The sequence below is a fragment of the Phenylobacterium sp. genome (assembly GCF_031412415.1).
Taxonomy (GTDB): domain Bacteria; phylum Pseudomonadota; class Alphaproteobacteria; order Caulobacterales; family Caulobacteraceae; genus Phenylobacterium.
Map to the genome: position 1 here is coordinate 1 of NZ_JANOCX010000100.1, position 8648 is coordinate 8648.

General features: G+C 64.4%; 5 protein-coding genes and 1 pseudogene. 4 read left to right on the top strand and 2 right to left on the bottom strand.

Annotated features, from left to right (window positions below):
- The 4 genes from RMO04_RS05230 to RMO04_RS05245 form a co-directional block, all read left to right on the top strand.
- Positions 1-1197, top strand: a 1197-nt coding sequence (locus tag RMO04_RS05230) for an MFS transporter (protein WP_309643735.1), incomplete at its 5' end; no start/stop codon positions are given.
- A 15-nt stretch (positions 1198-1212) separates the two neighbouring features.
- Complete coding sequence (locus RMO04_RS05235; RefSeq protein WP_309643736.1) at positions 1213-2703, top strand: MFS transporter; 1491 nt, start codon at positions 1213-1215, stop codon at positions 2701-2703.
- Between the two features lie 118 nt (positions 2704-2821).
- A complete protein-coding gene (locus tag RMO04_RS05240; protein ID WP_309643737.1) occupies positions 2822-4321 on the top strand; it encodes an MFS transporter in 1500 nt (499 codons plus the stop codon).
- 111 nt (positions 4322-4432) lie between these two features.
- Positions 4433-5902, top strand: a complete 1470-nt coding sequence (locus tag RMO04_RS05245) for an MFS transporter (protein ID WP_309643738.1) — start codon at positions 4433-4435, stop codon at positions 5900-5902.
- Positions 5903-5941: 39 nt separating this feature from the next.
- Here the strand turns inward: RMO04_RS05245 and RMO04_RS05250 are convergent, their stop codons facing one another.
- Positions 5942-7348 carry a hypothetical protein gene (locus tag RMO04_RS05250; RefSeq protein WP_309643739.1) on the bottom strand — a complete coding sequence of 469 codons (1407 nt, stop codon included), beginning with the start codon at positions 7346-7348 and terminating at the stop codon, positions 5942-5944.
- A gap of 127 nt (positions 7349-7475) precedes the next feature.
- Positions 7476-8645 (bottom strand): annotated as a pseudogene (locus tag RMO04_RS05255) (M2 family metallopeptidase).
- Between the last annotated feature and the right edge of the window lie 3 nt (positions 8646-8648).

An 8648-nucleotide genomic window follows, 5' to 3' on the forward strand; every position in this document is an offset into this window, starting at 1 on the left:
CGCCGAAATCGATGCCCGGACGAGGCCCTGGTCGGCTATTTGCTGGCCTGCCTCCTGACCCTGCGCTTCTTCGACACCTTCTTCGAACTACCGCACAGCGCCTTGGCCCCTGAACTGGCCAAGGACTACAACGAGCGCACCAGCCTCATCTCCATGCGCATGCTGTTCGCCGTGATCGGCGGGCTGGGGATGACGGTCATGGCCTACCAGGTGTTCCTCAAGGAGAACCCGGACGGCTCCGGCGGGGTGCTCGCCCGCGACGGCTACTTCGCCTATTCGCTCACCGCCGCGATCCTGGTGTTCACCGCCATCCTGGTCTCGACGCGCGGAACCCAGAACCAGATCCCCTATCTGCGCGCGGCGCCGACCCGGAAGATCACCTTCAAGGGCATGGCCAAGGAAGTCGCCCACACTCTCAACAATCGCGCCTTCGTGGTCGCCACCCTGACCGGCATGTGCATCGCCATCGCGGCGGGAACGCGAGGCGGGCTGGAAATCTATTTCGGGCTCTACTTCTGGGAGCTGAAGCAAAGCCAACTCGCCCTGCTCACCCTGATCAATGTGGCGGGCGCGACGGCCGGGGTGCTGCTGGCCCCGCATGTCGCCAAGCGGATGGGCAAGAAGTACGGCGCCATCGCCATGTTCGCGAGCGCGCTGCTGGTGGGGTTGTCTCCCGTCGTGGCGCGCCTGATTGGCGTGATGCCGCCCAACGGCACCGACCTGCTGTTCACGCTGCTGGCGGTCGAGACCTTCATCAACACCGCGCTCGCCGCCGCTACCGGGGTGATGCTGGTCTCCCTGGTCGCCGACGTCATCGAGGACGCCGAGGTCAAGACCGGTCGCCGCTCGGAAGGCCTGCTGATGAGCGCGGACAACCTGTTCAAGAAGATCGTTTCCGGGGTGGGGGTGTTCGTCTCCGGCGCGATCTTGGCCTTCATCAACTTCCCGGAAAACGCCAAGCGCGGAGCGGTCGACCCTGAAGTCATCCACAATATGGGCCTGATCTACATCCCCGCGGTGGGTGCGCTCTACGCGCTGGGGATCGTCTGCCTGTTCGCCTTCAACATCGACAAAGCCAAGCACGAGGACAACCTGCGCCGCCTGCGCGAGACCGCAGAGCAGGCGGGCGCGATCGAGGAGGCGGCCGGGACGACCGGCGTCGCCGGGGGCGTCGCGCCCCTTGGTTCCAAAGCTTAAAGCGAGACTGACATCATGACCGACGCCGCTCTCGCCGGCCTGCCGCCGCGTCCGCCCATCACGTTCCGCACCAAGGCTCTCTACGGCCTGGGGGCGGCCGCCAACATCATCAAGCAGCGCGGGATCACCACCTTCCTGCTGCTGTTCTACAATCAGGTCGTGGGCCTGCCGCCGGCCATGGTGTCGACGGCGATCATGTTCGCCCTGATCTTCGACGCCTTCGTCGATCCGATGGTCGGCCAGATCTCCGACAACACGCGCACGAAGTGGGGTCGCCGCCACCCGTTCATGTACGCCGCGGCCTTGCCGGTCTCGGTCGGCTTCTACCTGATCTGGAACCCTCCCGTCGGTTGGGAGCACGAGGCGCTGTTCGCCTACATGCTGGTCTGCCTGCTGACCATCCGACTGTTCGACACCTTCTTCGAGCTGCCTTCGTCGGCCCTGCTGGCCGAGCTGACGGCCGACTACAACGAGCGCACCAATATCATCGCCATCCGCTCATTCTGCGGCGTGGCCGGCGGTCTGGTGATGCAGCTGCTGGTCTATCAGGTGTTCCTCAAGGAAAACGCCGACGGCACGGGCGGCCTCTTGGAACGCGAAGGCTGGCAGCTCTACTCCATCGTCGCGGCGATCACGATCTTCACGATCATCCTGATCTCCGCCGCCGGGACGCACCACCAGATCCCCTATCTGCGCAAGCCGCCGACCCGCAAGATCACCATTCGCGCCATGCTGCGCGAGGTGGGCGCCACCCTGAACAACCGCTCGTTCGTGGTGCTGACCATCTCGGGCATGTTCATGAACGTGTCGCTGGGCCTGAAAACGGCGCTTGAGCTCTACTTCAACCTCTACTTCTGGGGGCTGACTCAGGGCCAGCTCGCGATCATGACCATCACCGGGGTGCTCGCCAGCATCATCGGGGTGACCCTTGCGCCGATCATCGCGGGCAAGATCGGCAAGCGCTACGCGGCGATCACCATGTTCTTCGGCGCCGTGGTGGCGCTGCTGCTGCCCATCGGCCTGCGCATCCTGGGCGTCATGCCGCCCAACGGCACGAACCTGCTGTTCGGCATCCTGATCATCGACTTCATGGCGAACGGCATCATGGCCATCATGACCGGGGTCATGCTGCAGTCGATGATCGCCGACGTGGTGGAGGATTCCGAGGTCAAGACGGGCCGCCGCTCGGAGGGCCTGCTGTTCTCGGCCGACAACCTGTTCAAGAAGATCGTCTCGGGCGTGGGCGTCTTCGTGTCCGGCGTGCTCCTGACCTTCGTGGCCTTCCCGCAAGGCGCCAAGCCCAACGAGGTCGACCCCGAGCTGCTGCGCAACCTGGCGCTCATCTACCTGCCCACCATCGGCGCCTTCTACGCCGTGGCGATCTGCTGCCTGTTCCTCTACCGGATCGACAAGACCATCCATGAGGACAACCTACGCAAGCTGGCGGAGGGTGCTCTCAACGCTCGCACCGCAGACGAGATCGAGGGCGCCAAGCCGTTGACATGACGCAGCGTCAGGAATGGGACTTAGCTCTAGGAAGAACAGACTTTTGACCTGACAGTCGTCGCACCAAATCGTCAGACAGTCGCGGCTTGAACCGTGGCGCGAGGGGAAGCGAAGCGACATGACCAGCACGTCAGCCGTCCCGTCTGATCTCGTCCCGGCGTCGGCGAAACTCGGCGTCCCCACCAAGCTGTTCTACGGATTCGGATCCGTGGCCTTCGGTGTGGCGGGCCTGGGGCTGGCCTCCTCGCTGCTTCAGCCGTACCTGAACCGGGTGATCGGCCTGCCAGCGCTCTGGGTGGGCACGGCGATCATGCTGACCCTGATGCTGGACGCGGTGATCGACCCGGCGATCGGTCGATGGTCGGACAACCTGCGCACCCGCTGGGGCCGACGCCATCCGTTGATGTACGCCTCCGCGCCCCTGATCGCGATGGCCTGCATCGGCTTCTGGAACTCGCCGGCCGACTGGTCGCTGGAAGCCACCGGCGCCTATCTGATCGGGATGCTCGTCGTGCTGCGGATCTGCATCAGCCTCTATGAGATCCCCAGCCAGGCGCTCGCGCCGGAATTGACCACCGACTACCACGAGCGAACCAGCCTGTTCAGCTACCGCTATCTGTTCGCGGTGATCGCGGGCGTGACCATGAACGTGGTCCTCTATCAGGTCTATCTGAGCCCGGCGGCCGGCGGGGTGCTGAACCGGGCCGCCTACGCCCAGTACGGCGTGCTGGCGGCGTCGCTGATGGCGGTTTCGATCCTGGTCTCGGCGCTGGGCACGCATCGCCAGATTCCGCGCCTCAGCCGGCCCGCGGTGCGCGATATCAGCTTCGGCAAGGCCGTGAAGGAGGTGATCGGCACGCTCAGCAACCGCTCCCTGGTGGTGGTGATGCTGTCGGGTCTGTGCTCGGGCGTCGGCACGGGCATGAGCTACGCGCTGAGCCAGTACTTCTATCTGGAGCTCTGGGGCCTCAGCGCCGCGCAGATTTCCTATCTCGCCATCGCCGGCGCCCTGGCCTCGATCTGTGCGGTCGCCCTGGCCGGGCCGGCGTCCAAGGTGCTGGGCAAGAAGCGCGCGATGCTCACCCTGTTCTCGGCCTATCTGGTGACGTCGCTGCTGCCGCTCACCCTCAAGCTCCTGGGCCTGATGCCGCCCAACAGTTCGCCCGCGGTCTTCTGGATCCTGATCGTCGACAACTTCATCTACACGACCTTGGTGATCGCGGGCCTGATCATCATCTCGTCCATGATCGCCGACGTGGTCGAGGACGCGGCGGTCAAGACCGGCGTCCGATCCGAGGGACTGCTGTTCGCCGCCAACGGCCTGCTGCCCAAGTTCACCGCCGGCATCGGGGTGTTCATGGCCGGACTGCTGTTGACCCTCGTGGCGTTCCCGACGAACGCCGCCCAAGGGAGCGTCGATCCGGCGATCATGATGCGGCTAGTGTCGATCTATCTGCCGGTGATCGCCGTCATGAACACCTTGTCGGTCATCGTGCTGGCCTTCTACCACATTGACCAGGACACCCATGAGCAGAACCTCGCCACATTGCGGGAGGCCGCCGCCGACCTGGAACGGGCGTCGGAGCTGGCGCCGGACCTGATCCCCCCTCGGCCATAGCCGGCGCCTCGCGGACGCCGCGGCTTGCTATGATTTACGTCGTACAACATAGTCGCGCCGACTTTCGGTCGCTGACTGGTGACCACGCTCGACGGCTTGGAGGAGATCGCCTTGTCCACAACCACCCCGCCTGAGTCAGGCAAGCTCAGCATTCCGACCAAGCTGTTCTATGGCTTCGGGTCGGTGGCGTTCGGTGTGAAGGACCAAGGATTCTCGTACCTGCTGCTGATCTTCTACAATCAGGTGGTGGGCCTGCCCTCGGCCACCGTGGGCCTGGCGATCATGATCGCCCTGATGTTCGACTCGCTGCTGGACCCGATCATGGGCCAGGTGTCCGACAACTGGCGGTCCAAATGGGGCCGCCGCCATCCCTTCATGTACGCCGCCGCTGTGCCGGTCGCGGTCTCCTACCTGCTGCTGTGGAACCCGCCCAACTGGTCGCACGAGGCGCTGTTCTTCTACCTGATCGTGGTGGCCGTGATCATCCGCAGCTTCATCACCATGTATGAGATCCCGTCGGCGGCCTTGGCCCCGGAACTGACCACCGACTATGACGAGCGCACCAAGGTGCTCTCCTACCGCTACTTCTTCGGCTGGTTCGGCGGGCTGACCATGACGGTCCTGGCCCTGCAGGTGTTCCTGCGGCCGGACGCCAACCACCCCGTGGGTCAGCTCAATCCGGCCGGCTACCAGACCTACGCCCTTGTCGCCTCGGCGATCATGTTCGGGGCGATCATGATCTCGGCCATGGGCACGCACCGCCATATCGCCAGGTTCAAGACGCCTCCGCAGCGCAAGGTCTCGCTGGGCCAGTTGGCGCGCGAAATGTTCGGGACCCTGACCCACAGGTCCTTCCTTGTGCTGATGGGCGCGGGCCTGTTCAACGCCATGGCGGGCGGCCTGGTCTTGTCGCTGAGCCTCTACTTCAACACCTATTTCTGGGAGCTGACCTCCGGCCAGATCGCCGCCCTGGCCGGCGCCAACTTCGTCTCCGCCGCCCTGGCTTTCGGCTTCGCCGCGCCGCTGGCCAAGCGCCTGGGCAAGAAGACCGCCGCCCAGCTCACCAAGATCCTGGCCTTCGCCATCTCGTTCACCCCCATCGGCCTGCGCCTGCTGGACGTGTTCCCGGGCAACGATTCCCCGTCCCTCGTGCCGCTGCTGTTCCTCCAGACGACCCTGTCGACGGGGTTCTCAATCATGTCGGCGATCCTGATCTCGTCGATGATCGCCGACGTGGTGGAGGACTCGGAACTTCGCACCGGCCGGCGGTCGGAGGGTCTGTTCTTCTCCGCCGCCGCCTTCATCGCCAAGGCGGTGTCCGGCGTGGGCATCTTCGCCTCCAGCATGATCCTGCTGGCCATCGCCTTCCCACAGGGCGCCAAGCCCGGCGAGGTGTCGGTCGACGTGATCCGCGATCTGGGGGTGGTCTATCTGATCGTGCTGGCGGCGCTCTACGCCGCGGCGATCACCTGCGTCTCGCTCTACAAGATCACCCGCGCCGGCCACGAGGCGACGCTCAGCCAACTCGCGGCCGCGGCGGCGAAGGTCGAAGAAGGGGAAGGCCCCGCCCACATTGCGTAGGCGAGGCCCCCAAGGTCCTGGACTGGAGAGTTCAGGTGGCTATTTCGCCAAGCGTAGCGAATTGATGTCCTGGCCGATGGCCTTGAACGCGTCCTTCAAGGCCGCGCCGCTGCCGGGCAGATAGACGTGCTTATCGCTGGTGGCGCACTGGTTCATGATATTGATGGCGTTCTGATTGCCGCCCAGGGCGAAGCCGACCGTGTAGATGATCACGCCCTTCTCCTTGATCTTGGTGCAGAGCTGCTGGGCCTGGGTAAAGGGGCTGCCGTTGGTGGCGTTGCAGTTGATCTCTTCGTCGTTGCCCGTGCCGCTGTAGTTCTTCGACACGACGCCCTTGCAGTAGGCTGTGTTGAACTCGCCGTCGGTCATCAGGATCACGACCTTGATCAGTTCGTTGGTGCCATAGGCGGCGGGCTTGCTCCCGGCCGGCCACAGATAGCTGAAGTTCGGCGAGACCATGTACCAGCCCCAGGCGAGGCCGATCTGGCCGGCCGTGACGCCCGTCGCCGTGAAGCCATTGATCTTGTTCTTCAGCGTCGTCTTGTTCGTCGACAGTGGCTCGATGACCGAGATGGCAGAGCAATTACTAACGTACTTCTGATAATTCGGGGCAATCAGGTTCGCGTTGGTGCTCGGCGCGACGTCGGTATAGGCGTTGGCGCCCGTTCGCTCCGTCACACAGGTGTTGATATCCCAGGTGAGGTCGGTGCTGGCGTTGTTACGGAACCAGAACTTTGAATAGGGCGGCGCGGTGTTGGTGCCCTTCGTGGGGTTGGTGTTCGGGCTCGTCTTCGGAACGCCGCGCACTTGATTGGCGTAGGAGCCAACGTTCACCGCCATCGAATACGGCACGATGGCCATCTTCGAATAATAGGGCGTCTGGGTGTCCTGAACGACGATATCGACCAGATCCTTGGCCGCCGTCTTCATGTCCGTCAGCTTCTGACCCGCCATCGAACCCGTTGTGTCGAGCACCAGGGCCACTTCGACGTTGTTGGAGTTGCGGACCACCTGCGAACTGGCGGTCACGTTGGCTTGGTTCCAGACTTGCGGCGAGATGCCAGGCGGGGTGATCGCCGCCGTGCCGATGACCTTGACGCCGTCCAGCACGAAATTCGAGACAACGATCTCCTCGCCCGCCGGAAGGATCAGGTTGGCGCTCAGGGCCGCGTCGCCGATCACGTCGATTTCAGCGGTCGTGGTGGCCGCCGAGCGGGCGGCGTATAGGGTGGCGGTGTCGAGCGCGTCCTGCAGCTGACCACGCTGGGTCGTGCTGATGTAGATGTCGACCAGACCCAGCGTCATCGGCGTGAGCAGCAACAACGCGACGGCGAAGAACACCGCCGCGGCGCCGCCTTCGTCGCGGGTCGAGCGCCGCGCGACGTCCGTCAGGAACTTGCCGAAGCGGACGATGCGCCCGCTGTCTTGCTTCGAATTTGTGTCCACGCCCGGACCCCCGCTCGTCGGATTCGAGGGGAGCTTCGCAGGTCAGCGTAAACAAACGGGCGCCGGACAAGGTGAATCGAAAACTATTGTCCGACGCCGAGAGACCAGGTGAAGCGCGTTCAGCGCCTCACCATCCGCAGCTCTCGCCCTTGTTCTGCGCGATCAGCCAAGTGTTGAGCGGCTTGAAGTAGTCGGCCACGGCGCTGGCGTCGGTCCGGGTTTCGCCGGTGAAGGTCGCCAGTTCTTCCGGCCACGGCTTGGACGCGCCCATCTCCAGCATGGTGTTGAGCTTCGCGCCCACCGCTTTCTGACCGTAGACCGAGCAGCGATGCAGCGGCCCCTTCCAGCCCATCTGGCGACAGGCCGCCCGGTGGAACTGGAACTGATAGATGTGAGCCAGGAAGTAGCGGGTATAGGGCACGTTGCCGGGCACGTGGAACTTGGCGCCGGGATCAAAGGCGTCGGCCGGGCGGGGACCGGGCGGAACCAGGCCCTGATACTGCAGCCGCAGCTTCAGCCAATCCTGGTTGTAGGCCTCAGGCGCGGTCTGGCCCGCGAACACCTGCCACCGCCAGCGATCGACCATCAGGCCGAACGGCATGAAGGCGATCTTGTCGAGCGCCATCTTGAGCAGGAACGGGATGTCCTCCTCCACGCCAGGCGTCTTCTCCAGCAGGCCGATCTGGTTGAGATAGGTCGGCGTCGTGGCCGAGAGCGCGGCGAAGTCGCCGATCGCCTCGTGGAACCCGTCGTTCGCGCCGTTCTTGAACAGGAACGGCTGATCCTTGTAGGCGCGCTGATAGTAGTTGTGGCCCAGCTCATGGTGGACCGTGCGGAAGTCATCGGCGTTGACCTTGGTGCACATCTTGATCCGGATGTCGTCGCGATCGTCGAGGTCCCAGGCCGAGGCGTGGCAGGCCACTTCACGGTCGCGCGGCCGGGTGATCATCGAGCGCTCCCAGAAGGTGGCCGGGAGCGGCGTCATGCCCAGCGAGGACTAGAATCCCTCGCCGGTCTTGACCATTTTCACCGGGTCGTAGCCGCCGTCTTCCAGGAGCTTGTCGAGGCTGTAGCTGGAGGCGGCGGTCTTGGGCTGGACCAGGTCATAGATGTTGCCCCACTGCTGACCCCACATGTTGCCCAGCAGGTCGGCGCGGATCGGGCCAGTGCGCTTCTGGACCGCGTCGCCATACTTGTCGTTGAGGCGGGCGCGAACGTAGCAGTGCAGGTTCTTGTAGAAGGGCTCGACCTGCGTCCAGAGGCGATCGGTCTCGGCGGCGAAGGCGTCGGGCTCCATGTC